Origin of the sequence: Acinetobacter sp. Brlt_5 (genome assembly GCF_051949055.1) — a bacterium.
Lineage (GTDB): Bacteria > Pseudomonadota > Gammaproteobacteria > Pseudomonadales > Moraxellaceae > Acinetobacter > Acinetobacter indicus.
The window spans coordinates 1-25,165 of sequence record NZ_JAYJLP010000008.1; the positions used below are offsets into that span (position 1 = coordinate 1).

Annotated in this window: 29 protein-coding genes; 13 read left to right on the forward strand and 16 right to left on the reverse strand. The window is 47.6% G+C overall.

Going from position 1 to position 25,165, the window contains the following annotated elements; genetic code table 11:
* Positions 1-41: 41 nt before the first annotated feature.
* The 3 genes from VF685_RS06785 to VF685_RS06795 form a co-directional block, all read right to left on the reverse strand.
* Positions 42-1,028 carry a malate dehydrogenase gene (locus tag VF685_RS06785; protein WP_005182191.1) on the reverse strand — a complete coding sequence of 329 codons (987 nt, stop codon included), beginning with the start codon at positions 1,026-1,028 and terminating at the stop codon, positions 42-44.
* A 178-nt stretch (positions 1,029-1,206) separates the two neighbouring features.
* Positions 1,207-1,860 carry a ribonuclease T2 family protein gene (locus tag VF685_RS06790; RefSeq protein ID WP_045796419.1) on the reverse strand — a complete coding sequence of 218 codons (654 nt, stop codon included), beginning with the start codon at positions 1,858-1,860 and terminating at the stop codon, positions 1,207-1,209.
* A gap of 75 nt (positions 1,861-1,935) precedes the next feature.
* The gene (locus VF685_RS06795; protein WP_286385055.1) at positions 1,936-3,849 is read right to left on the reverse strand and encodes a lytic transglycosylase domain-containing protein; all 1,914 of its coding nucleotides are present in this window, start codon (positions 3,847-3,849) and stop codon (positions 1,936-1,938) included.
* Positions 3,850-4,172: 323 nt separating this feature from the next.
* Here VF685_RS06795 and miaB point away from each other — a divergent pair, with 323 nt between their 5' ends.
* The 4 genes from miaB (at position 4,173) to VF685_RS06815 (ending at position 7,623) form a co-directional block, all read left to right on the forward strand.
* Positions 4,173-5,627 carry a tRNA (N6-isopentenyl adenosine(37)-C2)-methylthiotransferase MiaB gene (gene miaB, locus VF685_RS06800; protein ID WP_005182171.1) on the forward strand — a complete coding sequence of 485 codons (1,455 nt, stop codon included), beginning with the start codon at positions 4,173-4,175 and terminating at the stop codon, positions 5,625-5,627.
* A gap of 41 nt (positions 5,628-5,668) precedes the next feature.
* Positions 5,669-6,742: a PhoH family protein gene (locus VF685_RS06805; protein WP_016659561.1), complete on the forward strand. Its 1,074-nt coding sequence runs from the start codon at positions 5,669-5,671 to the stop codon at positions 6,740-6,742.
* A gap of 19 nt (positions 6,743-6,761) precedes the next feature.
* Entirely contained in the window at positions 6,762-7,244 is a 483-nt protein-coding gene (gene ybeY / locus VF685_RS06810) for an rRNA maturation RNase YbeY (protein WP_163146146.1), read from the forward strand.
* Between the two features lie 88 nt (positions 7,245-7,332).
* Positions 7,333-7,623, forward strand: a complete 291-nt coding sequence (locus VF685_RS06815; protein WP_163169943.1) for an antibiotic biosynthesis monooxygenase family protein — start codon at positions 7,333-7,335, stop codon at positions 7,621-7,623.
* On the opposite strand, the gene VF685_RS06820 is transcribed toward VF685_RS06815, so the two are convergent.
* On the reverse strand, positions 7,620-8,498 hold the full coding sequence (locus tag VF685_RS06820) for an energy transducer TonB (protein ID WP_005182159.1): 879 nt from the start codon (positions 8,496-8,498) through the stop codon (positions 7,620-7,622). The two genes, VF685_RS06815 and VF685_RS06820, sit on opposite strands and share 4 nt — an antisense overlap.
* A 239-nt stretch (positions 8,499-8,737) precedes the next feature.
* On the opposite strand from VF685_RS06820, the gene VF685_RS06825 reads away from it, so the two are divergent.
* The 4 genes from VF685_RS06825 to VF685_RS06840 all read left to right on the forward strand — a co-directional run bounded on the left by VF685_RS06825 (position 8,738) and on the right by VF685_RS06840 (position 11,551).
* Positions 8,738-9,421: a hypothetical protein gene (locus tag VF685_RS06825; protein ID WP_016659565.1), complete on the forward strand. Its 684-nt coding sequence runs from the start codon at positions 8,738-8,740 to the stop codon at positions 9,419-9,421.
* Positions 9,422-9,574: 153 nt separating this feature from the next.
* Entirely contained in the window at positions 9,575-10,288 is a 714-nt protein-coding gene (locus VF685_RS06830; protein WP_163146148.1) for a DUF3108 domain-containing protein, read from the forward strand.
* Positions 10,289-10,377: 89 nt separating this feature from the next.
* Positions 10,378-10,953: a xanthine phosphoribosyltransferase gene (locus tag VF685_RS06835; protein WP_005182137.1), complete on the forward strand. Its 576-nt coding sequence runs from the start codon at positions 10,378-10,380 to the stop codon at positions 10,951-10,953.
* Between the two features lie 217 nt (positions 10,954-11,170).
* Positions 11,171-11,551 (forward strand): hypothetical protein, encoded by a 381-nt coding sequence (locus tag VF685_RS06840; RefSeq protein WP_005182135.1) that lies wholly within the window; start codon positions 11,171-11,173, stop codon positions 11,549-11,551.
* Between the two features lie 57 nt (positions 11,552-11,608).
* Here VF685_RS06840 and VF685_RS06845 read toward each other — a convergent pair whose 3' ends face one another.
* Positions 11,609-11,791 carry a hypothetical protein gene (locus VF685_RS06845; RefSeq protein ID WP_045796412.1) on the reverse strand — a complete coding sequence of 61 codons (183 nt, stop codon included), beginning with the start codon at positions 11,789-11,791 and terminating at the stop codon, positions 11,609-11,611.
* 302 nt (positions 11,792-12,093) lie between these two features.
* On the reverse strand, positions 12,094-12,690 hold the full coding sequence (gene wrbA / locus VF685_RS06850; RefSeq protein ID WP_286385051.1) for an NAD(P)H:quinone oxidoreductase: 597 nt from the start codon (positions 12,688-12,690) through the stop codon (positions 12,094-12,096).
* 112 nt (positions 12,691-12,802) lie between these two features.
* Here wrbA and VF685_RS06855 point away from each other — a divergent pair, with 112 nt between their 5' ends.
* Positions 12,803-14,050, forward strand: coding sequence for a YihY family inner membrane protein (locus VF685_RS06855; RefSeq protein ID WP_286385049.1), 1,248 nt, complete (start codon positions 12,803-12,805; stop codon positions 14,048-14,050).
* 43 nt (positions 14,051-14,093) lie between these two features.
* Here VF685_RS06855 and yddG read toward each other — a convergent pair whose 3' ends face one another.
* The 7 genes from yddG to VF685_RS06890 form a co-directional block, all read right to left on the reverse strand.
* Complete coding sequence (gene yddG / locus VF685_RS06860; RefSeq protein WP_163146149.1) at positions 14,094-14,984, reverse strand: aromatic amino acid DMT transporter YddG; 891 nt, start codon at positions 14,982-14,984, stop codon at positions 14,094-14,096.
* Positions 14,984-15,898, reverse strand: coding sequence for a DMT family transporter (locus VF685_RS06865; RefSeq protein WP_127799009.1), 915 nt, complete (start codon positions 15,896-15,898; stop codon positions 14,984-14,986). The genes yddG and VF685_RS06865 overlap by 1 nt, the downstream gene beginning before the upstream one ends.
* A 158-nt stretch (positions 15,899-16,056) precedes the next feature.
* Entirely contained in the window at positions 16,057-16,461 is a 405-nt protein-coding gene (locus VF685_RS06870) for an ExbD/TolR family protein (RefSeq protein WP_005182129.1), read from the reverse strand.
* Positions 16,461-17,084: a MotA/TolQ/ExbB proton channel family protein gene (locus VF685_RS06875; protein ID WP_005182127.1), complete on the reverse strand. Its 624-nt coding sequence runs from the start codon at positions 17,082-17,084 to the stop codon at positions 16,461-16,463. The genes VF685_RS06870 and VF685_RS06875 overlap by 1 nt, the downstream gene beginning before the upstream one ends.
* A 20-nt stretch (positions 17,085-17,104) precedes the next feature.
* A complete protein-coding gene (locus tag VF685_RS06880) occupies positions 17,105-17,890 on the reverse strand; it encodes an energy transducer TonB family protein (protein WP_286385045.1) in 786 nt (261 codons plus the stop codon).
* Between the two features lie 207 nt (positions 17,891-18,097).
* On the reverse strand, positions 18,098-18,964 hold the full coding sequence (gene purU, locus VF685_RS06885; RefSeq protein ID WP_005182122.1) for a formyltetrahydrofolate deformylase: 867 nt from the start codon (positions 18,962-18,964) through the stop codon (positions 18,098-18,100).
* Between the two features lie 70 nt (positions 18,965-19,034).
* Complete coding sequence (locus VF685_RS06890) at positions 19,035-19,745, reverse strand: TetR/AcrR family transcriptional regulator (protein WP_005182118.1); 711 nt, start codon at positions 19,743-19,745, stop codon at positions 19,035-19,037.
* A gap of 115 nt (positions 19,746-19,860) precedes the next feature.
* Here VF685_RS06890 and VF685_RS06895 point away from each other — a divergent pair, with 115 nt between their 5' ends.
* The 4 genes from VF685_RS06895 to VF685_RS06910 all read left to right on the forward strand — a co-directional run bounded on the left by VF685_RS06895 (position 19,861) and on the right by VF685_RS06910 (position 23,763).
* Positions 19,861-21,324: a coniferyl aldehyde dehydrogenase gene (locus VF685_RS06895; RefSeq protein ID WP_286385042.1), complete on the forward strand. Its 1,464-nt coding sequence runs from the start codon at positions 19,861-19,863 to the stop codon at positions 21,322-21,324.
* A gap of 164 nt (positions 21,325-21,488) precedes the next feature.
* Entirely contained in the window at positions 21,489-21,725 is a 237-nt protein-coding gene (rpmB, locus tag VF685_RS06900) for a 50S ribosomal protein L28 (protein ID WP_000048256.1), read from the forward strand.
* A gap of 16 nt (positions 21,726-21,741) precedes the next feature.
* Positions 21,742-21,897, forward strand: coding sequence for a 50S ribosomal protein L33 (gene rpmG, locus VF685_RS06905; RefSeq protein WP_003654787.1), 156 nt, complete (start codon positions 21,742-21,744; stop codon positions 21,895-21,897).
* 147 nt (positions 21,898-22,044) lie between these two features.
* Complete coding sequence (locus VF685_RS06910; protein ID WP_005182113.1) at positions 22,045-23,763, forward strand: cation:proton antiporter; 1,719 nt, start codon at positions 22,045-22,047, stop codon at positions 23,761-23,763.
* A gap of 60 nt (positions 23,764-23,823) precedes the next feature.
* Here VF685_RS06910 and VF685_RS06915 read toward each other — a convergent pair whose 3' ends face one another.
* The 3 genes from VF685_RS06915 to VF685_RS06925 all read right to left on the reverse strand — a co-directional run bounded on the left by VF685_RS06915 (position 23,824) and on the right by VF685_RS06925 (position 25,138).
* A complete protein-coding gene (locus VF685_RS06915; protein WP_005182110.1) occupies positions 23,824-24,102 on the reverse strand; it encodes a hypothetical protein in 279 nt (92 codons plus the stop codon).
* Positions 24,103-24,204: 102 nt separating this feature from the next.
* Complete coding sequence (locus tag VF685_RS06920) at positions 24,205-24,708, reverse strand: DUF6586 family protein (protein ID WP_005182107.1); 504 nt, start codon at positions 24,706-24,708, stop codon at positions 24,205-24,207.
* A 178-nt stretch (positions 24,709-24,886) separates the two neighbouring features.
* A complete protein-coding gene (locus VF685_RS06925; RefSeq protein ID WP_005182105.1) occupies positions 24,887-25,138 on the reverse strand; it encodes an RNA recognition motif domain-containing protein in 252 nt (83 codons plus the stop codon).
* Between the last annotated feature and the right edge of the window lie 27 nt (positions 25,139-25,165).

The window sequence follows — 25,165 nt, forward strand, 5'->3', positions numbered from 1 at the left end:
CCCCAAATGGAGTGCTTTTTCTAACTTAGTTCAACACTAAATTATTTCACCATGTCAGCAATTGCTGCACGTTCTTCTTCAAGCTCGTTTAGCGTGAAGTTGATACGCTCACGGCTGAATTCGTCGATTTCAAGACCTTGAACGATCTTGTATTCGCCATTTTCGCAAGTTACAGGGAAACCGAACATTACGCCTTCAGGGATACCGTAAGAACCGTCAGAAGGAATACCCATAGTTACCCATTCGCCGTTTGTGCCAAGCGCCCAGTCACGCATATGGTCGATTGCAGCGTTTGCAGCAGAAGCAGCAGAAGACAGACCACGCGCTTCGATGATTGCAGCACCACGTTTACCAACAGTTGGAAGGAATACGTCTTTGTTCCATTCAGCATCGTTGATTTTGTCTTTCAAGCTTTCGCCGTTTACGTTCGCAAAACGGTAGTCAGCATACATTGTTGGAGAGTGGTTACCCCAAACTGTCATGTTTTTGATGTCAGAAACTGCAACACCAGCTTTTTGAGCAAGTTGAGTCAACGCACGGTTGTGGTCAAGACGTAACATTGCTGTGAAGTTCTTCGCTGGAAGATCTGGAGCAGATTTCATTGCGATGTAAGCATTCGTGTTCGCAGGGTTACCTACAACAAGAACTTTAACGTCACGGCTCGCAACTTCGTTCAGCGCTTGACCTTGACCGATGAAGATTTCACCGTTGACTTTAAGAAGGTCAGCACGTTCCATACCTGGACCACGTGGACGTGAACCAACTAAAAGTGCATAGTCAGCATCTTTGAATGCAACTTTAGGATCATCAGTACCGATCATGCCAGCCAATAATGGGAAAGCACAGTCGTCAAGTTCCATCATTACGCCTTTCAGCGCTTGTTGAGCTTTCTCAACAGGAATTTCTAATAATTGAAGAATAACTGGTTGGTCTTTACCCAACATTTCACCGCTAGCGATACGGAATAATAGGCTGTAACCAATTTGACCAGCAGCGCCAGTAACGGCAACGCGAACAGGTTGCTTCATGTAATTATCTCCAGTTGAGAGGATAGTTAATGCGATTAAATAGCTGTTCTATCTAATCTTAATAATCATAAACGGCAAAGATTGTACTCCAATCCTTTGTCAGATGCATGTAAAAGGCTATGGATTTCAACAAAAGTCTGATAGGAAATATAAATAAAATGCCGAAAAACGTCGGGTTTTAGTATGAACCTTTAATAATAAAGGCCGATGGACACTGGGTTTCCACGCTACTGCTGCACTGTTTATAGCGCCCATTCGGGCTATAGCAGATTTTCAATTCAGTTAAATAACTTTTGGCCTGATGCGAAGTGCACTGAAAGTGAATGCTCTTGGAATGCATGCCCGGATTCAGGCGAATAAACAGCCGGTTCAGTTCATTCTGCTGCACCACGGTAGTTTCCTGACCGGTCAGCACCGCCGGGACTTTCAGCCGGTCGGCATAGTTAATGATGGTACGGAAATACTGGCTGGCATTCATCGGTACGCAGCCACCAATACCCTGCCACAATTGCACCCGGGCATGTTCATCGGGCATGACCCGTGCCACCACTTTGGCCTGAATGGGAGACAGTTTGGCTGAAGAGCTGGTTTCGCAGTCACGACGGGAGGTTTCCGGATACAGCCCGGTAATATTCAGCGAGTAGCCTTGCAGGCATTTCCGCTGCTTGGCGCGGTTGCTGTCAAACATGCACACGGCGGGTGTCATTTGTACATCCATGACATAGCCCTGCACCGTGGCAGCACATGCAGCACTACTGAGCAATACCCCCGCCCCACCCGAAATCAGGATGAGGATTCCCGCTGGCTGCCCCCCGGCTGTCAATTTCTTCATTCTCAAACTTAGCACCTTCTCGTGTCGTTTTGAGTCCCATCCTCCTGCATCCATGCAGGAGACACCCCATCTTGTTTACTGCGTATTGCGCATTGGAATCTGCTGCATACGTTTACTGATTGATTGCGCGCCCTGACCCAGCAATAATCCATAGTGCGTGGCATTGGTCATGACGTGTTTAACGTAATCGCGTGTTTCCAGCAACGGAATGGATTCGGTATATTGATCCGCTGCCATGTTTTGAAATTCAGGCTGCCAGCGACGGGCACGGTTTGGCCCGGCATTATAGCCCGCAGTTGCTAAAACCGAGTTATTGCTAAGCTGACCCTGGATGGTCGACAGATAAAACGTGCCATAACGAATATTGGTATTCATATCGGTGAGTGCCGCCGGATTATAGGTTTCCCCCATTTGGCGGGCAATTAAACGCGCGGTATCCGGCATAATCTGCATTAAACCACCCGCCCCGACATGCGAACGCGCCGTAGTCACAAAACGGCTTTCCTGACGCATCAGGCCATAGGCCCAAGCCGGATCAATTCCGGCGTTCTGGCTGTGGCTGACCACATAATTCTTGTGCGGCATAGCATAACGGTACTGATAGTTATGCTGCTTGGTGGTGCGGTCTGCCGCATAAATGGCCCTGTCATACCAGCCCATATCGGTGGCGCGTTTGGCTGCAGCCAATAACAGACCATCATCATGTTTTAAATAGGCCTGACGCACAGCCCAGTTCCATTCACGGTTAATATAACTGGCCGGTGCATTAATCTGGCGCAAGGCAAAGGCGCGTCTAAAGTGAATATCCTGATTTAAACGCTGCATATCCTGCGAACTTGGCTCACGGCTCACAGGAATCGAAGAATAGCTGTATCCGAGCTGATCTTTGGCCAGCAAATTGTGGTAATCATCACCCTGAGCCAAACGTTTATAAATCGCGTCAGCACTGCGTTTTGAAGTGGCATCGCCACGCTGCTCAGAGGCACGCGCCAGCCAGTACTGCCAGCGGTCTTCCTGCTTTTGCGACACGCTCATGGCATCAATCGCGCGAATTACACTTTCCCAAGCACCAAAACGAATCGCCTGACGGGCATAAATTTCCGCTTCTTCCGGGCTAAATGGCAGTCCATAGCTGGCATCCAGCGCATTCAGTACTTCACGGTTAAAATTGTTCTTCATGACGGTGGTGCCGCCAATATAGCCCACAGCACGATACAAGGCGCGCTGCACCGACTGCGGGGTACCTTCTGCAGCACGTTTCACCGCAGATAGAGCCGAGTTCAGGTCGGTATCGGCCAGGCGGCCCAAGGCATAAATCAGATAAGCCTGATCTTCAGCACTAGCTTTTGGTGCAGACCATAAATAGTTAAGCGGGTTGGCCTGAATGCTGTTAAGCTGCGACAGACTCAGGTTTAAACCTAGTCCCTGTGCAGTGGCAAGCGCCTGTCCGGATTGGCCGGCACGCAGCTGCACCCACAAACGCTGCTGTTTATCTTCCTGGGTCATCAGTGGGCTGGATAACATCATCCGGCCCAGACCGGTACAGGATTCCGGCTGCGAATTGGTGGTTAGCCAGACATCTTTAAATTCGGCAAAAACCAGCGGATCACCCGACTGGGCACGCACCTGCGCCACGGCACAGCTTTCGGCACGGTCGGCATTGGTCACATAGGGCAGCACTGATACAGCATTGCTAAAATCGGCCTGTTTGACTTTTTCTTCGACATAGTCAGCGGCCAGTTTTTCGGCCATGGCCGACTGTGGATAACGCTGGGCAAACTGCACAATCGAGGCGGGTGACTGAGTGGCCAGATTGGTATTTAAAATCCAGTATTCCGGATAATAGCCGAGCACATCATTTTGCATGGCACTTTGATATTGCTGCAATAAAGAGAGGTTACTGGCATTGGCTGCCCGCAGCGCATCATTAAACTGCTCTTCGGCTGCGTACAAGGTTGGGAAAATGCTCAGTGATGCCAAACCTAACATAAGCTTTTTGCAAAAAATTCTTTTCTTTTCAGTCCATGTGCGCATGTGCCTATTTTCAGTCATTACTTCGCCTCTCCTCTCTTACCGCAATATACTAAAACAGTTTCATTATTCTCAAACACCTCAATTGTTGTGTTATGTAACCTCATGATTAAACAATATTAATTTTCGAACAATTTTAATTGATAAATCAATCTTCTGCTTCCCTCATTTAGGGCTATAAGTTTATACCCAGTTCCTGTTAAAATACGCGTTTTTCTATCACCTCTGCCGTTCAAACATTTCAGAACGGACGATCTCGATTTTATCCTTCAGGAGCCTACATGACGGTTCAAACCTTCATTCCAAATGGTGCCAAAGCTGCCTCAGAAAACACTGTTACCCAGCCACAGCACACCCCAGCCGACGGTTCAGTGAAAAAGCTGTACATCGAAACGCAAGGGTGTCAGATGAATGAGTATGACAGTCATCGTATGGCAGACCTTTTAGGCGATTCTCACGGCTATGTGCTGACCAGCAATCCGGCCGATGCCGATATCCTGCTGATGAACACCTGTTCCATCCGCGAAAAGGCACAGGAAAAAGTGTTCTCGGAACTGGGCCGCTGGCGCAAACTGAAAGAAAAAAATCCGGATCTGGTGATTGGCGTGGGTGGCTGTGTTGCTTCTCAGGAAGGTGACAATATTCAAAAACGTGCGCCGTATGTCGACATGGTGTTTGGCCCACAAACCTTGCACCGTTTGCCACAAATGCTGGATCAGCATAATGATCAGGTTGAAAAACCGAAAAAAGAAAAAATCAAGCTGGTGGATATTTCCTTCCCGGACATTGAAAAATTCGACTTCCTGCCAGAACCGCGCGTCGAAGGTTTTAAAGCCTTTGTGTCGATTATGGAAGGCTGTTCCAAATACTGTTCTTTCTGCGTGGTGCCCTATACCCGTGGTGAAGAAGTTTCACGTCCACTCGATGACGTACTGGCGGAAATTGCCGGTTTAGCAGAAAAAGGTGTGCGTGAGATTTCACTGCTCGGTCAGAACGTGAATGGTTACCGCGGTGAAACTTTTGACGGCAACATCTGTACCTTTGCTGACCTGTTGCGTTTGGTCGCCGAAATTCCGGGGATTGGCCGTTTACGTTATACCACTTCGCATCCGCTAGAATTTAATGATGACCTGATTCAATGCTACCGCGACTTGCCACAAATGGTGTCGCATTTGCACTTGCCAGTACAAAGTGGTTCCAATGATGTATTACAGGCCATGAAACGTAACCACACCATTGATGTTTACATCGAAAAAATTGCCAAGTTACGTAAAGTGCGTCCGGACATGCATTTGTCTTCCGACTTTATTATTGGCTTCCCGGGCGAAACCGACGAGAACTTTGAAGAAACCTATCAGTTTATTCAAGATATGGACTTCGACCATTCGTACAGCTTTGTCTATTCAAAACGTCCGGGCACGCCGGCGTCTGAACTGCCGGACAACACCCCGGAAGATGTCAAAAAAGAACGTCTGGCCAAAGTGCAGCAATGGATTAAACAGTCCAGTATTGACAAAACTGATGCCATGCTCGGCACCGTGCAACGTGTGTTAATTGAGAGCGTGTCGAACAAAGATCCGAATGTACTGGTCGGCACGGCGGACAATACACGTTTGGTAACATTTATTGGTGATCCGGCTTGGGTCGGACGCTTTGCGGAGATTGAGATTACCGAGATTAAAACTTTAAATTTAGTTTATGGTGAACTCTTGAATCTTGAACCAGACGTGGCGTAATGTAAGGGAACAATACGACTACTTCTGAATAAGGAATTCTCTTGACTGCAGCAATTCGACGTACAGTAAATTTTCCTGGCATTTCAATGGAACGTCTCAAAAGCATGCTCGGTGCTTATAACGGCCACTTGAAACAGATTGGACAGCGTCTAGATGTGCAAATTTCTCATCGAGGTGATGCCTTTTTTATTGATGGTGAAATAGATGCAGTTGAGAGAGCCGAGCTCTTGCTTCAGCGTTTATATGAAGAATCGGAAAATTCCAGCCAGATTAGTGCCGACACCTTACACATGATGATTCAGGGCAGCCAGACTGACCGTGAATTGCAGATTGATGAAGAGCAGGAACATACCGGTTTAGATGCGGTCTGGTTACAGACCCGCAAAGGCCGGATTAACCCGCGCGGTGCCAACCAGAAACGTTATGTGCAGCGTATTTTACAAAGCGATATTTCGTTCGGGATTGGCCCAGCAGGAACCGGTAAAACCTACCTGGCGGTAGCTGCAGCCGTCGATATGCTGGAGCGTAATGAAATCCAGCGGATTTTACTGGTCCGCCCTGCGGTTGAAGCCGGTGAAAAACTCGGTTTCCTGCCGGGTGATTTAACCCAGAAAATTGACCCGTATTTGCGCCCGCTGTATGACGCGTTATATGAAATGCTCGGCTTTGAAAAAGTCGCCAAGCTGATTGAACGTCAGGTGATTGAAGTCGCGCCACTGGCCTATATGCGTGGTCGTACCCTGAACCATTCTTTTGTGATTCTGGATGAAGCGCAGAACACCACACCAGAACAGATGAAAATGTTCCTGACCCGTTTGGGCTTTGGCTCACGTGCCGTAATTACCGGTGACGTGACTCAGGTCGATTTACCGCGTGGTCAGCAGTCTGGTCTGGCGCATGCCCTGCGCGTGCTGGAGCACGTCAAGGAAATTCATATTACCCGTTTCCATTCACGTGATGTGGTGCGTCATCAACTGGTGCAAAAAATTGTTGAAGCCTACGAAGGCTGGGACAGTGAGCAACAACGTCTGAGTGCAGAAGCCCGTGCCGAACGCAAAGCCCGTCAGGAAGCGCTGATTGCAGAAAACGATGCCAAGGCCGATGCGCAGGACTAAACTGATCTAAGGATATATTTTGAAACTGAGTCTTTCTCTACAACAGGATGTTCAAGCCCCTGAACTGGTCTTGAAACGTAGCTATATCAAAAAAGTTGTAGAAACCACCTTGCGACATATTGGCACCCAAAGTGACTGTGAAATCGGGATCGCCTGTGTCGACAATGAAGAAAGCCATAAACTGAATCTGGAATATCGCCAGAAAGACAAACCGACCAACGTGCTGTCTTTCCCAAGTGAACTGCCCGATGAAATGGCCGAATTTCTTGATGCCTTCCCCATTGGGGATTTAGTGATCTGTATTCCGGTGGTGCTACGCGAAGCGAATGAGCAAGGCAAAGCACCGCTAACCCATTTCACCCATATGCTAGTGCATGGCACCTTGCATTTGATGGGTTATGACCATGAAACTTCAGATGAAGATGCTGAAGAAATGGAAGGCATTGAAATTGAAATTCTGGATAAGCTCGGTTTTGAAAACCCGTATTTAGAACGCGATTAAAGTAAAAAATGAAGAAGCGGGCTTAGGCTCGCTTTTTTTATAGGGTTTATTTTATGATGAGATGAATAAAAATAGATAAGCCACAATCATGAAATACGTTGTTATTTTTAAAGCGAAAATTAAAACACTTGATCCTCTGTATTTTGCCACAGCACAGCAGTTACGTCAGAAAGCCTTAAGCCAATTCCGCTGCATTCATTTTGAAGCATTAACAGAAGGTTTATCTGAAATCGCCCTATCCTATTGGCATGATCTTTCAGATATACACGCTTGGCATTTAGATGCGGAACACCAAGTCGCACAACAACTCGGACATAACACTTGGTATGAAAATTTCAGTGTTGAAGTTTGTGAAGTATTACGTCACTACAAACGCTAGCGCACCTCAAACTCCGCCTCAGCCGGGTCAAAACGCCAGGTCCGGATAATGCGTAGCTCGGAAATATCTTTCATCTTGGCATCAAAGGCACCAAAAGGAGCAGCTTTTCGTACTGAGGCTTTAGCAGCTTCATCCAGCATGGCATGTCCCGAGCTTTCAATTAAACGAATCGCGCGAATCCCGCCGTTGGCATTTAAAATCACCATTAAACGTACTTCACCGGCCAGCTGTTGCTGCTTGGCCGCTTCCGGATAATAACGATTACCATAAAATTCGACTTTCTGACGGAATTTTTCCAGATAACCGGCCGCGACATCCTGCTTGGCCTGAATTCCATCTACGGTTTTAATTTTCTGCTGACGGCTAAAATTTTGCTGACGCTGTAAATACTGCGCTTCTAGACTGGCCACCATCGCCGCTTTGGCCTGAAACTGGCTGTTCAATTCTTCTAGCGCTTTTTTACGCTGGTTTTCCGCCGCCTGCTTTTGCCAGCTTAAGGTAGTCATTAGCACTTTTTCTTCAAAGCTCAGTTCACGCTGCTGCTGCAAACGCTCCAGACTTTCCAGCTGCTGATCACCGGCACTCTGTTCAATCATTGGTGCGGGCATATCGCTGGACATGCGGTGCGCTTCCCGGAAGGTGCCAGAACCTTGCTGATCGGCCTGTGCTAAAAAGTCGGCGTCCTTAATTTCGGTGGCACTTGGCCTTAAGCTGACCGCAATTTCCTTGACCGCGGCATCGCTTTGCTGTGGCATGACAAATTGCACCGTTAACACAGCCAGATGCGAAAGTGCCGCCAGCGTCAGTACGGTGCCAAATAGTGGATCTTTCCACCACTGTTGCGTCAAAGGTGCAAAATGAAATTTCTTTAACATCACATTAATCCGACAAAATCGCGGATTCCCCAAATCGTATAAAACGAGATAAAATAAGACTGGTTTTTACTTTTGAAAAAAAGCGAGACACCCGTCAACATGTCGTGTCACGATAAATAAAATCTTGAAAATGGTGCAGTTTATTTTGCTAAACTGCAAGCTTCAATTGGCGTATTTTTAATACAATTCGACAAGATCTCTGCAAAGTTAATAAAGATTAACCCATTGGAATGCCCTGTATGTCCCCTCTTATCTCTCTCATTTCAAAACGTTTACGTCAGATGTATCAGAAGGCTGAAGGATTTATTGAAGATGAGCGCGAATTTCCAATGTCTCAGGTTTTTCTGAATGCGACCTTTCAGCGCTTTGTCACCGACAATGTCAAAATGCTGAAAGACTTACATGCCGATTTACATGACGACTGGCTGCGTCTGTATGCGACCCTGGACTACAACGGGCTGTATATTACTTTGTCGGTAGATTTGAAACTGGTGCAGATGGAACTGAATAAAAATGTCCAGCTGATTGTATTTGAACAGATTAGTGATACCCAGGTGATTGAAGCCAAATATCCAAGCATCCTGCATAAGCTGGGTGTGCGGTTTGCGCTGTTCTTCTATCAGAAAGTGCTGAACAAAGATCCACTGGGCATGATTCTGCAAAAACTGAATGTGATTAAAGTTAAAGATGATCTATTACATTTAGACCTGAACCGCTGGCTGGGCAAGAACCGCTCGATCATTGACACTCTGGGCAAAGTGCATGTCAATCATGCGGTGTTGCGTGAAGCCGAACTGGTGGTCATGGGCAATGTCAACCTAACCACCCTATTTCGAAAAATTGCTGAAGATCGCGATCGTGAAGAAGCCGAAGAAGCACAAACGGCCACAGAAGTGACGCCCATCAAACAGAAAAAGAGCTAAAAGCTCAAACAGAGAGATTGCAGATGCCGATCAGGATTGCTACACAAGCGTTACATAAAGTGCATATTTGCAAATTTTCTCTTCATCATTCAAACGCATAATAGAACAAAGCACAATGTGCGCTTATTTACAGCAATAGGAAACAATTTACTTATGGCTAAACACGTATTGAAAACGATGGGCATGGCAGCGGGAGTTTCGACTGCACTGTTATTTGCAGGGTTCTCAAGCCAGACTTTTGCCATGAGTCCATTCCAGGCCAGTTATCAGTTCAGCTATAACGGCAAAAACCTTGGCTCTGCCACCCGGACCCTAAGCAAATCCGGCAATCAGTGGAACTATGTTTTTGCCGCCAAAGCCGGCGGGATTGCTTCGGCCACGGAAACCAGCCGCTTCACCTTTGAAAATGGCAAAATTGGTTCTTCCAGCTTTAGCCGCAGCAGCAAAATCCTGATTCATAACAACACCATGAGTATTCACTTTAATCCGGCTGCGAAAAAGATTAATACCAAAAAAGACAAAGAATCGCATTCATTTGCCTGGAAAGCCGGTGTACTCGATGAGCTAAATGCCGAATTGCAGATTCGTGAAGACTTAAAAAATGGCTCGCTCAAATCGACCTATTACCTGGCCGATGCCAAGGAAGTCGAAGCACGTAAATTTGTACGCCAAGGCAGTGAAAGCGTAAAAACCAATTATGGTACCTTTGACACCATTAAAGTGGCGATTAAGCACGACAAGCCGGGCCGTGAAACCATTTTCTGGTTGGCACCAAAACTGGACTACTTACCGGTGAAAGTGACCCATCTGGACAAGAAGAACTCGTATGGCCTGCTGTTAACCGGCTATAAAGGCCCAACAAGTTAATCATTTTCTCGATTTTTGCTTGCATTTTTTCAGGTGCTTTTTAAAATACGCTTTTGCTTTAAAAAGCACCTGCTGTTGAGGATTCTCCCGTGCACGCACTAGAACAGAAAATCTTAGCTGAAGGTATCGTTCTGTCTGAAGAAGTTCTGAAAGTCGATTCTTTCCTAAACCATCAAATTGATCCGGTCATGATGCAGCAAATTGGTCAAGAATTTGCGCGTTTGTTTAAAGATGCCGGCATCACCAAAATTATTACCATTGAAGCATCAGGTATTGCACCGGCAGTCATGGCAGGTTTAGAGCTGGGTGTTCCCGTGATTTTTGCACGTAAATATCAGTCTTTAACCCTAAAAGATGACCTGTATCGCTCTAAAGTGTTCTCATTCACCAAACAGGTTGAAAGCACCATCGCAATTTCGAACAAGCACATCAGCTCAAGCGACAAAGTGCTGGTGATTGATGACTTCCTGGCCAATGGTCAGGCGGCTTTAGGTCTGGCTGATCTGATTCATCAGGCCCAAGCGGAAGTGGTCGGTATTGGTATTGTGATTGAAAAATCCTTCCAGCCAGGTCGTGACCTGCTCCTGGAAAAAGGCTACCGGGTTGAATCTCTGGCGCGTGTGAAGTCACTGGCCAATGGTACGGTTGAATTTGTTCGCGACTAAGACTTTGTCTGCAATTTATATCTAAAAGAGCACTCAGGTGCTCTTTTTTTTATGGCGATGTGATTTACAAAATTCTCTACCACGCTCCAGACCGAATGGCTTAGCATAAGCCTAACGGCAAATTCTGAGCGTTTTGACCAAGGTCAGCTAACGCCTTTTGTCCTAAGCTATTGGCTCTTTGGATTGACCCAGCATTTTTAGAAGGCACTCTACACTCATGACACAAGACAATCCGTTGATGGAACACAGTATCGTCTGTCCGAAATGTGGCTCAAATCAGGTTGAAAAGCGCAACCATGAACAAAACTTACAAAAAATTGGCGGAGTATTGCTCGGGTCGGCCGGAACAGCAGCCGGAACTGTCGGCGGGGCCGCCTCCGGTGCCTCTTTAGGCGCTGCCATAGGCACCGTGGCCGGACCGTTGGGGGTGATTATGGGCGGTACCATTGGTACCTTTGTGGGTGCAATTAGTGTCGGCATTACCGGCGGTTTTCTGGGTCATCGCTTTGGTAAAAAAGCCGGGGTCATTGTGGACCAGAATATCTTCCTGGATTTTCAGTGCCTCAACTGCAAACACCGCTTTAAAGAAAAACTCTAACACCTTTGAGGTGAGGTCGATGGAGGGTGCGAGCTCACCAACGGAGCACCGCATACATTACTTCTGTGTCGGGGCGCCTTGTTCAGTCGCCGCTGGCTCTTTTGAGCTGGCCTGATCTTTGGCTTTGGTTTGTGCTTTTTCTTCAGGATAATCCGGATGATGCACCACGCTTGCTACTGCATTGGACAGCACCAGACTTAGACTCAGCACACTGAATCCCATAACGAACCACATTTTCATCTCGTATTCCTCAGTAGTTTGGATTTTTCTCAGTGTGCATGACGGCAAGGTGCTCTTTTCCTCCACAGGAAAGCACCCAACCGATCATGAATAGGGAGAGAACCGTCACAGCATAGGCTGTGTATAGAAAGACTATTAGATAGACGCCGAATTGGGGTGGTCGAAAATCACCAGAAGCAGTCATTTTCACATGAAATTCATTTAAATTAACAATCAAAAAACCAGCATCAACAGCAGAAAGCCATTAACGGATCTGAGCGCTATTTTGGCCTTGCTGCTGCTATTTTTTTTAAAGCTATTTTTTAAGCGCTGTGCAGTTTTTTCACCACGTCTGCTAAACGTAATCCTTGCGCTTCACAAAGTTTCTTTTCATCCTGACTTAAGCTCTGGTCATGACGCGGGCCGCTGACATGCGATGCACCATACGGTGTACCGCCGGTTTTGGTATTGGATAAAGCCGGATGAGCATTGCTGAGTCCCATAATCATCATGCCATGATGGAATAACGGCGGTAGCATGGTCAGCAAGGTACTTTCCTGGCCACCGTGCTGTGAACCCGATGAAGTAAATACACAGGCCGGTTTATCATGCAGGGCGCCGCTCAGCCACAGACTGGTGGTCTGATCCCAGAAGAATTTCATTTCCGAGGCCATATTGCCAAAACGGGTCGGCGAACCAAGCGCAAGACCAGCGCAGTTGGCCAGGTCATCTAGGCTACAGTAAATATCGCCTTCGGCCGGAATACTCGGCTCGGCAGTTTTGACCACCGGGGCAATATTCGGTACTGTACGTATTTTTACCGCTACGCCTGCTGCTTCTACCCCGTTGGCAATCAGATGGGCCATTTCACGGGTGCTGCCATATTTGCTGTAATACAGAACTAAAACATAGAGTTGCATAATGTTATCTGTAGAGTAAAAAAGAAAACTATACGGTATTTTGCTGTATTTTTGGTTAAGCTGGCACAGGAAAACACAGAAAGATCACTAAAAAAATCGAGACTTTAGCCGCATGATTGTTGAGTATTTAAAAAAGCTGCCCTTTTATGACCACCAGTGGTTTCAATTCGTGCTGTTTGTATTACGCCGTTTTGAAGCAGACCGCTGTCGTGAACAGGCCGGCTCGCTCACCTATACCACACTGTTTGCGGTGGTGCCAATGCTGACGGTTTTTCTGGTCATCATCTCCTCGATTAAAGCTTTAGAACCGGCGCGTCAGCAGTTACAGCAGCTGATTTACAGCAACTTTCTGCCCAAAACCACCATCGCCTTTGATAAGGCCCTGAATGCCTTTACCGATAAATCCAGCAATCTCACCATTATCGGGATTCTGTTCCTGTTCATTACCACTGTACTGATGCTGACCAGTATCGAAACTGCCTTTAACCGGATTTGGCGGGTAAAAGAAACCCGAGGCGGGATTATGGGCTTTATGCGCTACTGGACCATTATTTCGCTGGGGCCGATTTTACTTGGCAGCGCCTTTGTGCTGTCATCTACCGTTGCCTCGATGAATGTACTGAGCAATAACTTTGCCGGTTATGAGGTCAACGGTGCTTTTATTCTGTGGATCATTTCCTTTTCCCTGACCATTGTCGGCTTTTTTATTCTGTACTGGACCATTCCCAACCGCAATGTGCCGATTAAAGCCGCGCTGATTGCCGGCGTCTTTAGTGCGGTGGTGTTTGAGGCATTAAAAAACCTGTTCGGCTTTATCATGTCGAATTTCACCAGTTATGAAATTGTCTATGGCGCCTTTGCTGCCGTGCCGATTTTCCTGCTGTGGATTTTTCTGTCGTGGAATATTATTTTGCTGGGCGTGGAAATCAGCTTTGCCCTCACCGCTTTTAATTCCAGCAAAGACCAGAAACGCCATCCGATGATTATGCTGCTGGACCTGCTGGAGCTGTTTTATCAAAAACAGAAAAAAGGCGAAAGCGTGACCGAGCAGGAAGCACTGGAAGTACTGGGCCGCGATGAAATTGGCCGCTTACCAAATTATATCTGGATGCTGGAGCAGCAAAACCTGATTAAACGCACCGATAACGATGAACTGGTGCTGGTACGAAATTTATCGCAGGTCAATTTCTGGAGTTTTTATACCCAGCTGCCTTATCCGCTGCCGCAGCGCAAAGATGTCGGCAATATTCATCCGGATGATGAATGGATGCAGAAACTCGGACCGGCGCTGATTGAAGCCGATGACTATCTGGCAGCCAAGCTGTCGATTCCATTGTCGAAAATTTTTGAAGAAAAATAGAGGTAGCACCTGCTGATCTTTAAGGCCGGGAAATAAGCGCCAGCTAAGCGGAAATTTCGCTGGTGCTTTTCCAGCAGATCAGTGCACCCAGACTGACCAGACTACAGCCGAGCCAGAACACCCAGCCGGGCTGTAACTGCAACAGCCACATCGAGATCAATGAAGACAGCACCGGAATAAAATAGGTGGCCAGAATTAGCAGCTGAATACGGCCAAACTGAATACTCTGGTTCCAGTTATGATAAGCCATTCCGATCAGGGCACCGGCCAGCACAATCCATCCCCATAGCGAAAGGCTTGGCCATTGCCATGGTTCATCCAGCCCCACATGCAGCGCCCACAGCAAAGCCGCAGTCACCACAAAAAACAGCGACACTGCATTGCTGCCTTGGGCATAGGCCCGGGTCAGCACACCGTAGCAGGGCCATAACAAGGCCGCTAAAAATGCCAGACTATAAGCCAACGGATTTTCCGTCAGTACGCTCCAGAGCTGGGCCAAGTTCCAGATCTCCGGATTGACCACCAGCATCAAGCCCAGTACGGCCAGCAAAAAGCCTGGAATTACCGCCCAGTGATAACGCAGCTGTTTGGCCAGAATCGCCAGCACAATACTCAGCGGCGGCCACAGATAATTGATCATGGCAATCATCAGCACCTGTTCGCGCTGTGTCGATAAAGCAATCGACAGCAGGAACAGAATTTCATAGCTGACAAATAATGCCCCACTCCCCCAGAGATAGATTTTCGGCATCTGGCTAAGTTTGGGCCAACCTTGGTGCAGCAGAATCACCAGCGCACTGACACTATAAATAAGCGCAAGTGCCAGCACCGGACTGAGCTGCTCACTAATCAGCTTGACCACACCTACTAGGCTGGCCCAGATCAGCAGTGAGCTCAAGCCCAGTGCAGTAAAGCGTTGTGATTGGCTCAGCATCAGGCCACGCGCCGCTTGAACCAGCCCTGTGCGCTGACCATAACCACGCCCAGCATCACCAGGATAGCACCCATAATAAAGCTGTGTTCCAGTTGCTCACCCAGCAGCCACACGCCGAACAGCACCCCAAATAATGGGGTTAAAAAAGAAAATACCCCCAAGCGTGAGGCCAGATAGTTTTTCAGTAACCAGAACCAGATTAAATAACTGGCAAAAGAAATCAGAATGGCATGAAACAACAAGCTGCCAATAGCGACCGGACTCCAGTGCACCACCGCCTGTCCGGACCAGTAGGCCAAAGGGAATAGCACGATAAAACCGCCCAGCAGCTGATAGAACAAGGTTTGGGTGGCTGGTGCTTCGGCCAGCGGGGTTAAGCGCACCGCTATGGTAGTGGCCGCCCATAAAATACCGGCACATAAAGCCAGAAAGTCGCCATAGAGCATGGAACTGGTTGCGGCACTGAGCTGACTGTCACGCCCCAAAAAAGTCACCACAATGCCCAGAAAAGCCAGCAGAATACCGCTCCATTGCAGCAGGGAAAGCCGTTCACTGGGCAGCTTCCAGTGCAGGCCTAAAGCTACAAAAATTGGCGCGGTATACAGCAGCACCACGGTATGGGAGGCCGAGGTAAAGCGGATGGCTTCAGCCAGCATAAAAAATTCGGCGGCAAATAGCAGCCCGACCAGCAAGCCCGGATACAAATACGTCGGTGTCCATAAATGCACACCTTGAGCCAGCCGGATTAACGGCCAGACCAGCAGCGCAGAAATCCCGGAACGCAGCGCCATTTGCATTAGCGGTGAAATATCAGGCGCGGCAATTTTCAGCACCACCTGCTGCAGTCCCCAGAAAATACACAGCACAAACATTATGCTGGCTGCTCTGGCATCCAGTGCCTGTCGTTGTTTCACCAAAATTCCTTGAAAATTCTCGTTTTTCCCTAGCCTACCTTAATTGAATTGGCAGGCATTTAAAATATGTGCTGCACGCTTTTCCTGCAATTTACACATAAACAGCTGCCATAAAAAAACGACCCGTGATGGGTCGTCCTGAGTCTGGCCTGTCACGTTTAGTTATCGCTGACAAAGGCAATATCACTGAGTCCGGCTTCACTCGCACGTGACATTACCTGGGCAACGGTATCATAACGGGCATCTTTGTCGGCACGTAATTGTACCGTTGGCTTACGTTCCTGCTCGCCTGCCGCATTTAAACGGTTTTCCAGCTCATCCAGACTGATGATCTGATCATCCCAGGCCACTTCACCCGAAGCATTAATGCTAACGGTAATCGCCTGTGGTGGTGGATCAATAATTTCTGCCGTGGTTTCTGGCAAGGTTAATGGTATTGATGGGTTGGCAACGGTCGCTGTCACCAGGAAGATGATCATCAAGACCAGCATAATGTCGATGAGCGGAATGAGGTTCATCTCATTCATGCCGCTATCGTTGTCTTCACCCAATTGAAATGCCATTAAGCTTGACCTCCCACTAAACCTTGCTGTGCAGTTTTCACTTCAGCCTGAGCGGTCGCAGAATCCTGCTGTAGCATGGTGTCAATTAACAGGTTGTGTGCATGATCTTGCAGCTCATGTGACAAGGTCCGGTTAAAACGGCTACAGATGTTATAGGCAATAACTGCTGGAATCGCGACAGCCAGACCAAAACCGGTCATGATCAGTGCTTCACCGACAGGCGTCGCCACTTGGGCAAGGCCAGCCTGACCGCTTTTACCCACCGCTACCAGCGCGTGGAAAATCCCCCATACGGTACCAAACAGACCGACAAACGGTGCCAGCGATGCAATAGTTCCGAGTACCGATACACCTTTTTCTGCAGAGGCTTTTTCTGCCGAAATCTGGCGTAACAGCGCCTGCTCTGCCACGGCCTTGCGCTGTTCAAAACTTAAAGGCGCAAATTTGGCTTTCAGGCTGTTCAGCGCTTGAGCGAGTTGAGCATAGGCTTGCTGTTTAAGTTGGCGGGTGCCCATCAGACGCAGCACAAAAATTGTCCAGGTCGCAATCGACATTGCCAGTAACACGAAATACAGTGTTTTGCTGACTGCATCTGCATGTTGCCAATAAACTGAAAAGTTCATACTCGAACTCCTGATTAAAGTTAGCCGTTAGGATTCAATGTCAATTCAAAGGGTTGCTCGGCACGAATTGGATAAGCAACGCCATTTTCCTTGTACGGTTTGAATTTTGCACTACGCACAGCGCGTAAAATCTTTTCATCTAAAGCAGCAATGCCGCTTGAACGGGTGATCCGCGCACTGGTGATTGAGCCTTTTTCATTGGCTTCAATTAAGACCACCACGCTACGGGTTTCACCCTGTAAATCTCGGTTGGTATACGATGGTTTTGGTGAGCGGCTCCACTGCACGCCCGAACCCCCAATGGATACCGATTTGGTTGCTGGCACAGCCGGTGCAGGCGGCGCTACTGGCGCAGGCTGTACCACCGGTTGCGGTGCCGGTTTCACCACTTTGGTTTCAGAAACCGTGGTGGTAACCGTTGGGGTTGGCTGCGGCGTTGGCTCAACCGGTTTGACCACAGGTTTTGGCGCTTCGACCTTTTTCACCTGCTGGACTTTTTCCACTTTTTTCGGTGGTGGTGGCAATGGTTTTTCAACCACTTTCACTTCTTTGACTTCTGGTGGCTTAGGCTGTGCCGGTTTTGGTTCTGCTTTTGGTTGTGGCGGTAAAGGTTTTGGTGGTTCCTGAATTTTGACAAAGCGGACTTTTAGCGGCTCCTTGTCAATCGGTTTCAGTTCCGGTGATTCCATCTGGCTAACCGCCCACAACACCCCGATATGGCCAATAACCACGGCCACCAGTGCAGACAGCACTTTCTTTTTCATGGGATGAGGAGATTGCATCATGGGAGTAGAAGATGGACTCATTAAACTCAATTACCTTAAAGAGGTGATAGCCAGTTTCAGATTTGACCTATCAAGCTCATCGGTTAGCACAATTAAAGTACCGCAATGATAAATGAGAAGTGTTTTCATTTGCAACAATTAATTTGGCTATTTTAATGGCTTTTTCAAATAATCAATAAAAAAAGGCATACTAAAAGTATGCCTTTAAATCTGGTGATTCACAACAACTTATTGGAATACCACTGTTTTATTGCCATCAACAATAATCCGGTCTTCCAGATGCCATTTCACTGCACGCGCCAGCACGTTACGCTCCACATCCTGACCCAGTTCACGCAGCTGCTCGACCGTAAAATCGTGGCTAACACGCTCCACATCCTGCTCGATAATCGGGCCCTGATCTAAATCTGCGGTCACATAGTGCGCAGTTGCCCCAATCAGTTTCACGCCTTTGTCATAGGCTTGCTGATACGGGTTGGCGCCAACGAAAGCTGGCAGGAAGGAATGGTGAATATTGATCACTTTCATTTCCCATTTGCTGACAAATTCTTCATCCAGAATCTGCATATAACGTGCCAGCACCAGTACATCATTGCCCTGCATCAATTCATCAATTTTGGCATAGGCTTCGCGTTTATTTTCCTTGTTAACCGGCACCACTTCAAATGGAATACCAAAGTTCTCAACCGCTTCACGTAAAGTTTCGTGATTCGACACCACTTTGGTGATTTCACACGGCAGACCACCACGCGCATGACGCCATAACAGTTCCAGCAAGGCATGATCGACTTTAGACACTAAAATACCGACCTTTTTCACATCGGCCACCAAGGCCAGACGCCATTGCATTTCATAACGCTCGGCCACATTGCTGGCAAAGGTCTGGATCAGGCTTTCACGACGGCTTTGCAGATGATCCAGCTCGAATTCAACGCGCATGAAATAACGCCCGCCCTGAGCTTCAGTCGCGTATTGATCAAGTGCGGTAATATTTGCTCCCTGATGATACAAAAAGCTCGATACAGCCTGCACGATACCTGGCTTATCCTCACAAGTAATCAGTAAACGTGCAGTATTCGCAGTCGTCATATTCATGTTGGTTTATATCACTAATCAGTTAAATTGAAAAAATAAGCCGGCTATTCTAGCGCGTTTCCTTAACAGACTAAATAGGGGAATCAGTTTCTGTATTCTTGCTTGAAGATAAGCTGGCAAACAGTTCCGATGAACCCAGGGTCTGTAACAGGCCTTCATAGGTTTGACGGCTTTCACCACGCAAATACGCCCCTTCCAGGAATACCATCTGACGCAGCGCCTGCCAGACCCACTTCTCTTCCAGCGTATTCGAGTCGGTAATATGCCCCGACATATACAGGAAGTTGGTCCAGTTGGTCAGCACAATCCACAGGTTAATAATTAAGGCTTCAATTTCCGAGTCGGTCATTTCCATTAAACCGGCTTCTACGAAAGCTTTATAAATTTTTTGTCCCTGCTGCATCACCTGTCCGGCAAAACGCGGATACATTTTGCGGAAATCTTCGTTATTTTCCACCAGATGATAGACATCCCGATGCAAAAAGCGGTAGTTCCATAACTGGCTGCTGAGGACCTGAAAGTAATGAATCTTATCATTGGCATCCAGCGGACGGTCATCCGGCAAGGCCAGCATGCTCAGGGTTTCGGCCTGATACTGCTCCATCAGCTCTTTAATAATTTCGTTTTTATTGCGGAAATGATAGTACAAATTACCCGGACTCATACCCAATTCAGCTGCAATATGATTGGTCGTCACGACACGTTCGCCACGTTCATTAAAAAGTTGCAGGCTTAACTGCAAAATACGTTCTTTGGTTTTCACCGTTTTCGAGTGTGACATCCTAAAGTAACCATTCTTTCAAACTGTTAAGAAACTAACAGATAAAGTAACTTGACTATTTAGAGTAAATACTCTAAAAACTAAATTAATTGATTCAATCGAATGGTAACACGCCATGAACAGTCAAACAAAAACAACTTCGATGACCACTCCCGACAGCACGCCCCATAACCTTGATGCACAACGTTTACATGATGTTCTGGCCTTGCAGAAATACGCCTATCAGCGCTATCCGCTGCCAACTGCCAAAGAACGGATTGACCGCCTGGCACGGTTAAAACGGGTGCTGGTGAAATATCAGGATCAGTTTGCCGAAGCAATTAATGAAGACTATGGTAACCGTTCGATGGACGAGACCAAAATTGGCGAATTACTCACCTGCCTTGAACATATCAAATACTACAGCAAAAACCTTAGCGGCTGGATGAAACCGTCCAAGCGACACGTCGGAATTATTCATCAGCCGGCCAAAGCCTGGGTGCAATATCAGCCTTTGGGTGTGGTCGGCATTATTGCACCGTGGAATTATCCGCTGTTACTGTCGGTCGGTCCGTTAATCTGCGCTTTAGCAGCCGGCAACCATGCCATGATTAAAATTTCCAGTGCCTCGATGCATTTTGGCCGCGTGCTGGAAAATGCTATTGCTGAAGCTTTCCCGCAGGAACTGGTGGCGGTCATTACCGGCGGCGGTGCGATTTCCGATACCTTTAGTCATCTGTCCTTCGATAAAATGATTTTTACCGGTTCGACCAATGTCGGTAAAACCGTGATGGCGGCGGCAGCCGAAAATCTGGTGCCGGTGATTTTAGAGCTGGGCGGTAAATCGCCCGTGCTGGTGCATCCATCAAGTGATATGGCCGATGTTGCCGAGCGGATTGCGGTTGGTAAACTCTGGAATGCCGGACAGACCTGCGTGGCACCGGACTATATGTTCCTGCCTAAAGGCAAAACCGCCGAATTCCTGGGTCATTATGAACAATATATTAAGCAGATGTATCCAAGTCTGCGCGACAATCAGGATTACACCTCCATTATTAATGACAAGCAGTACAACCGGCTGCAGGGCTATTTAGACAATGCCCGTGAACAGGGCGCCCAACTGATTGAAATCAATCCGCAAAATGAACTGCTGGACGATGTACGCAAAGTCGCTCCGACCGTACTGACCGGGGTCACCACCGAAATGCGCATCATGAAAGAGGAAATTTTCGGACCACTGCTGCCCATCATGGAATATGAACAAATTGATGATGTAATCGAGTTTATTAATAGCCGTCCGCGTCCACTTGCATTATACTACTTCGACTTTGATCAGGCGCGTGCCGACTATGTCGCACAGCGTACCCATTCAGGGCATTTCGGACAAAACATGGTACTGACCCATGTCGCACAGGATGACTTACCATTTGGTGGTGTCGGTGCGTCAGGGATGGGCAAATATCATGGTCCCGAAGGATTCTTCAGTTTGTCGCATGAACGCTCGGTGATGTCTAATCCGAAGCTGTATAGCTTGAAATACATCCTGCCGCCGTTCAATAAGCCGATTCACAGACTAATTTCAAAGATGCTTCTTCGCTAAATGATCAAGGCATGAGCTATTAGCATGGCTCGTGCTGCGTTTTCCTGAAAATCGCTTGTCTTTTAAGCGCATTTTTGGTATAAAACGCCCCTTGAATGAATTCATCCGTTTATTTTTGACTGGCCATACAGATTTGCTGTTGGCTAAATCAATGGAGTTACACCATGTCTAAGGTTTGCCAAGTTACCGGCAAGCGTCCAGTCGTTGGTAACAACGTCTCACACGCCAACAACAAAACTAAGCGCCGGTTCGAGCCGAACCTGCACCACCACCGTTTCTGGTTAGAAAGCGAAAAACGTTTTGTACGTCTTCGTTTAACCACTAAAGGTATGCGTATTATCGACAAATTGGGCATTGAAAAGGTTGTTGCTGACCTACGTGCTCAAGGTCAAAAGATCTAAGTAAGGAGTCAGGACAATGCGTGATAAGATTCGCTTAGTTTCTACAGCTGGTACAGGTTATTTCTATACCACGACTAAAAACAAACGTACTATGCCGGAAAAAATGGAAATCAAAAAATTTGATCCAAAAATCCGTCAACACGTAATCTTCAAAGAAGCTAAAATCAAATAATTTTGGCTTTTTGAAAAAAACGACCTCTCTGCAGGTCGTTTTTTTTGCACTTTTTTTCTTCCAGTTGTTAAAATTTCCTGATCTTTTCAATCTGGCACTCTCTGTGCTTGTCTTTTTTACCCTTAACCTTGGCTTAAGGAGTTGTTAGTGCCGCATGATGTAGAACTTATTATCTTATTGGCTGTCGGCTTTGGACTGGCCTTACTGTTCGGCTATATTGCCGCCCGTTTACGTTTACCGCCCCTGATCGGTTATCTGGTGGCCGGTATCCTGATTAGTCCAAATACGCCCGGCGTGGTCGGTGATATTCACCTGGCCAACCAGCTGGCTGAACTGGGTGTGATGTTCCTGATGTTTGGCGTCGGGATGCATTTCTCGCTCAATGACCTGATGCAAGTCAAACGGATTGCCCTGCCCGGTGCCATCCTGCAGATTACTGTCGCCACTTTACTGGGGATTGGAGTCTCGATGATGTGGGGCTGGAGTTTCGGCTCTGCACTGGTGTTCGGTCTTAGCCTGTCCTGTGCCAGTACGGTAGTTCTACTCAAAGCACTGGGGGATCGCGGCCTGCTAGACTCGGTCAACGGCAAGATTGCCGTGGGCTGGCTGCTGGTCGAAGATCTGGTGATGGTACTGGTGCTGGTACTGTTACCGGCTACTGCGGTCCTGTTGGGTGGACAGGCACTTGCCGGTAGTGCAGCTGATGAAAACATCTGGCTGACACTGGGCATTACCCTGTTAAAAGTCACCGGCTTTATTGCCTTTATGCTGATTATCGGAAAACGATTGGTACCCTGGATTATGCAGGTAGTGGCGCGTCTGGGTTCCCGTGAACTGTTTACCCTGACTGTGGTCGCGGCGGCCGTGTCAATTGCCTTTGGTGCCTATAAAGTCTTTGGTGTGTCGATGGCACTGGGCGCCTTCTTTGCCGGTATGGTGGTGAAAGAGTCTGACTTTAGCCATCGTGCTGAAGAAGAAACCCTGCCGCTACGGGAGATTTTCTCGATCCTGTTCTTCGTGTCGGTGGGGATGCTGTTTGACCCGCGGATTCTGCTGGAAGAACCGCTGCATGTGCTGGCAGTGGTCGGCATTATCATGATTGGTAAAACCATTGCCGCCATGGCCCTGGTCCTGTTCTTCCGCTACCCGATTAACACTGCATTAACGGTGGGTGCTTCACTGGCGCAGATTGGTGAATTCTCCTTTATTCTGGCCACGCTCGGCGTATCGTTACAGCTGCTGTCTCTAGAAGGTCAAAACCTGATTCTGGCCGGTGCCCTGATTTCCATTACCTTAAACACCTTCCTGTTTTCGGCGATTGAACCGGTACAGCGCTGGATTCGCGAGCGCTCACATCTGGCCCGTTTGCTGGAACGCAGTGGCGACCCGCTGGCGATGTTACCCGATGAAGTTTCACAAGATTACCTGCGTGATCAGGTGGTGATTATTGGCCATGGTGAAGTTGGCCGCCGCATTACCAAAAACCTGATGGCAGAAAATATCAAGGTGGTGATTGCCGAAGAAAACCGTGAGATTGTCGAAAACCTGCGGGAAAAAGGCATTGCTGCGGTATCTGGTGTGGCCACTGAGCCTGGAGTACTGATTCAGGCACATATTCAACATGCCCGTTTACTGGTGATTTCACCGATGGACATTATTGATATTCATAAAATTGTTGATATTGCCACCACTTTGAATCCGCAAATTCAGGTGCTGATCTGCGCGGAAAGCAAAGAAGAAGCCGAAGTCATTCGCCGTGACAATATCGGTGAGGTGTACTTTGCCAAAGAAGAAATGGCCAAGAACATGAGCAATCATATTTTAAACCAGATTGAAATTGCCCATCATCAACCACCCTCACATTAAGCCTCAGGCACAAACAAGCGCACCTTCAGGTGCGCTTTTGCATTCCAGAGCATGAGCCGACTAGCTCAGATACTTCGGCTGCTCATCAACCACTTCGGCCTGCCATTCATTGACCTGCTTTTCCAGCAGCCCGAATAATGCGGCCTGAATCATGTGCTGGGCGACAATTGGCGTCTGATCTCCCAGCAGGGCTTTGACTTCATCATTAAACTGGATTTTGACCAGAGGTTCCTGTTCTGAACCAGCATTACGCAATGCCAACTCACCACCTTCAAGCTGAACCAATTCCAAAATCGCGTCCTGATTTCCAAATAAGGCTTTTAACTGTTCTATAGACATAATTCCTCCATGTTCAACATGGTGGCAAAGATGGACTCTTTGCATCGCTTAGATAGTTAATATGATGTCAGGTTTTCAGAATTCAAGGGGCACAGGTCGGGTTTAGAATTCCACCATCTCATTTCTGAAACCATCAATTAACTGCATCAGCTCACGATGCCATTCACGCAGAATTTTGGTATCTGGCAGCCATGCTTGCGGGGTTTGGGTGACTTTAATAATCAGGTTCGATGAGGTTTCATCTTCCGGCTCTGGTGCGCTTGGCTCCGGTGTGTACTGGCAAAGACGATAAGCGCGTTTTAATTCGGCAATAAAGCCTTCTTTGGCCAGTTTTTGCAAAATCACCACTTCAGGCGATACCTGACCTTTGGCCGCCATAGCTTCTTCAATTGATTTTAAGGTCGGCTGCAGCTCATTCAGGCGGTAGTAACGCACCAGTTCCTGCAAAAAGGCCAGTACTGCACCATGCAGATGAAACACCGCTGCTTCGCGATGTGCCTGCGCCTGCTGGATATGTTCGGTTTGTTCGGCTTGCTGACATGAAAGACGGGCAAAATACAGTTTTTGATTGGTACGGTCGGCATGAAAGCGAGCAACACGGGACATGAATAGCGTTCCTAAATTTTGGCTTTTATTTCAACATTAAGCTTAAACGCTCTGCGTCCAAATGCCCAACAAAAAATACATATGAGCGCTATCATCAGCATCGATATTTTCTACGATAAGTTTAAATAGAGAAAAATGCAGCGTTAAAAAAGGAGCCACTAAGGACTCCTGTTGATGTTCAAGCTTTCGGCTTGTCTTCCGCAGCTTTAACGCGAATGCCAGCACCTTTGACTTTCAGGGTATTCAGGCCCTTAATCGCTTTGACGGCTTCACGACCATGCGGCATTTCCACAAAGCCAAACCCTTTGGACTTGCCACTGTCAGCCTCTTTAACAATCACCGCAGATTCGACTGTGCCAAACGGCTGAAACAGCGCCAGCAGTTCAGCATCGGTGATAGAACGCTCTAAATTACGTACAAGAATTTTCATTTACTTTTTCCAAATAGGCCAAATCAT

Excerpts from the sequence above, each read along its gene's own strand:
- VF685_RS06840 (WP_005182135.1), top strand. The coding sequence starts at position 11,171 with ATGACACAAGACAATCCGTTGATGGAACACAGTATCGTCTGTCCGAAA.
- yddG (WP_163146149.1), bottom strand. The coding sequence starts at position 14,984 with ATGCTGAGCCAATCACAACGCTTTACTGCACTGGGCTTGAGCTCACTG.
- wrbA (WP_286385051.1), bottom strand. The coding sequence starts at position 12,690 with ATGCAACTCTATGTTTTAGTTCTGTATTACAGCAAATATGGCAGCACC.
- rpmB (WP_000048256.1), top strand. The coding sequence starts at position 21,489 with ATGTCTAAGGTTTGCCAAGTTACCGGCAAGCGTCCAGTCGTTGGTAAC.
- rpmG (WP_003654787.1), top strand. The coding sequence starts at position 21,742 with ATGCGTGATAAGATTCGCTTAGTTTCTACAGCTGGTACAGGTTATTTC.
- VF685_RS06820 (WP_005182159.1), bottom strand. The coding sequence starts at position 8,498 with ATGTTAAAGAAATTTCATTTTGCACCTTTGACGCAACAGTGGTGGAAA.
- VF685_RS06790 (WP_045796419.1), bottom strand. The coding sequence starts at position 1,860 with ATGAAGAAATTGACAGCCGGGGGGCAGCCAGCGGGAATCCTCATCCTG.
- VF685_RS06875 (WP_005182127.1), bottom strand. The coding sequence starts at position 17,084 with ATGAACTTTTCAGTTTATTGGCAACATGCAGATGCAGTCAGCAAAACA.
- VF685_RS06880 (WP_286385045.1), bottom strand. The coding sequence starts at position 17,890 with ATGAGTCCATCTTCTACTCCCATGATGCAATCTCCTCATCCCATGAAA.
- VF685_RS06870 (WP_005182129.1), bottom strand. The coding sequence starts at position 16,461 with ATGGCATTTCAATTGGGTGAAGACAACGATAGCGGCATGAATGAGATG.
- VF685_RS06855 (WP_286385049.1), top strand. The coding sequence starts at position 12,803 with ATGATTGTTGAGTATTTAAAAAAGCTGCCCTTTTATGACCACCAGTGG.
- VF685_RS06920 (WP_005182107.1), bottom strand. The coding sequence starts at position 24,708 with ATGTCCCGTGTTGCTCGCTTTCATGCCGACCGTACCAATCAAAAACTG.
- VF685_RS06795 (WP_286385055.1), bottom strand. The coding sequence starts at position 3,849 with ATGTTAGGTTTGGCATCACTGAGCATTTTCCCAACCTTGTACGCAGCC.
- miaB (WP_005182171.1), top strand. The coding sequence starts at position 4,173 with ATGACGGTTCAAACCTTCATTCCAAATGGTGCCAAAGCTGCCTCAGAA.
- VF685_RS06925 (WP_005182105.1), bottom strand. The coding sequence starts at position 25,138 with ATGAAAATTCTTGTACGTAATTTAGAGCGTTCTATCACCGATGCTGAA.
- VF685_RS06890 (WP_005182118.1), bottom strand. The coding sequence starts at position 19,745 with ATGTCACACTCGAAAACGGTGAAAACCAAAGAACGTATTTTGCAGTTA.
- purU (WP_005182122.1), bottom strand. The coding sequence starts at position 18,964 with ATGAATATGACGACTGCGAATACTGCACGTTTACTGATTACTTGTGAG.
- VF685_RS06785 (WP_005182191.1), bottom strand. The coding sequence starts at position 1,028 with ATGAAGCAACCTGTTCGCGTTGCCGTTACTGGCGCTGCTGGTCAAATT.
- VF685_RS06825 (WP_016659565.1), top strand. The coding sequence starts at position 8,738 with ATGTCCCCTCTTATCTCTCTCATTTCAAAACGTTTACGTCAGATGTAT.
- VF685_RS06815 (WP_163169943.1), top strand. The coding sequence starts at position 7,333 with ATGAAATACGTTGTTATTTTTAAAGCGAAAATTAAAACACTTGATCCT.
- VF685_RS06915 (WP_005182110.1), bottom strand. The coding sequence starts at position 24,102 with ATGTCTATAGAACAGTTAAAAGCCTTATTTGGAAATCAGGACGCGATT.
- VF685_RS06845 (WP_045796412.1), bottom strand. The coding sequence starts at position 11,791 with ATGAAAATGTGGTTCGTTATGGGATTCAGTGTGCTGAGTCTAAGTCTG.
- VF685_RS06895 (WP_286385042.1), top strand. The coding sequence starts at position 19,861 with ATGAACAGTCAAACAAAAACAACTTCGATGACCACTCCCGACAGCACG.
- VF685_RS06830 (WP_163146148.1), top strand. The coding sequence starts at position 9,575 with ATGGCTAAACACGTATTGAAAACGATGGGCATGGCAGCGGGAGTTTCG.